Below are 890 nucleotides of genomic sequence, written 5' to 3' on the forward strand. Positions count from 1 at the left end.
GCAGGCGGCGGTGCGAAACGAAAACGGGGCCGCGACGCGGCCCCGTTTTCGTTTCGCACCGCCGCCTGCGTCCGGGGAGGGGGCTGGCACGGCGGTCCGATGTGCTTGTCAAACTCACTGCGGACCGCGTAGACCCCACTCATTGCCCTGCCCCGCGCCCCTGCCTGTGATCCGCCCTGAAAGGAGACCGCTCATGAAACTATTCGTCGGCCTGGGCAATCCGGGCGGCAAATATGCCGGGAATCGCCACAACATCGGCTTCATGGCACTGGACCGCATCGCGGCGGACCATGGCTTTGCGCCATGGAAGGGCAAGCATCAGGGCAGCATCAGCGAAGGCCGCTTCGGCTCGGCCCGGGCCGTTCTGCTCAAGCCGGAAACCTTCATGAACAACTCCGGCCAGTCGGTCCAGGCGGCCATGCGCTTTTACAAACTAGAGCCCGCCGACATCATCGTTTTCCATGACGAGATCGACCTCGCCCCCGGGAAGGTCAAATGTAAGAGCGGCGGCGGGCATGCGGGGCACAACGGTCTGCGGTCGATCCATGCGCATATCGGGCCGGGGCATGACCGCGTGCGGCTCGGCGTGGGGCATCCGGGCCACAAGGATGCGGTGCCGGGTTACGTTCTGCGTGACTTTGCCAAGGCCGACGCCGACTGGCTGGATGACGTGCTGCGCGGCATCAGCGATGGTGCCCCCTTCCTCGCCGAAGGCGACACCGGGCGGTTCATGAACGCGGTGGGGCAGCGGGTAAATCCCCCGCGGTCCGGTACCGGGGATAAACGCCCTGCCCCGGCCGCACCTCAGGCAGAGGCGCAGCCCACCCCGCCCTCTGCCCCCCAGGCCACTAAAGGCGAACCTGCCGAGGAATCTTCTGATGCCCGTTCGG

Annotated in this window: 1 protein-coding gene; it reads left to right on the forward strand. The window is 66.5% G+C overall.

The window, feature by feature from the left end:
• Positions 1-193 precede the first annotated feature (193 nt).
• Positions 194-890 (forward strand): aminoacyl-tRNA hydrolase (gene pth, locus A3728_RS12095; protein ID WP_067923930.1); only part of this gene is annotated, 697 nt, incomplete at its 3' end.

This window comes from Sulfitobacter sp. HI0040 (assembly GCF_001634885.1).
In the GTDB taxonomy this organism is placed as follows: Bacteria; Pseudomonadota; Alphaproteobacteria; order Rhodobacterales; family Rhodobacteraceae; genus Sulfitobacter.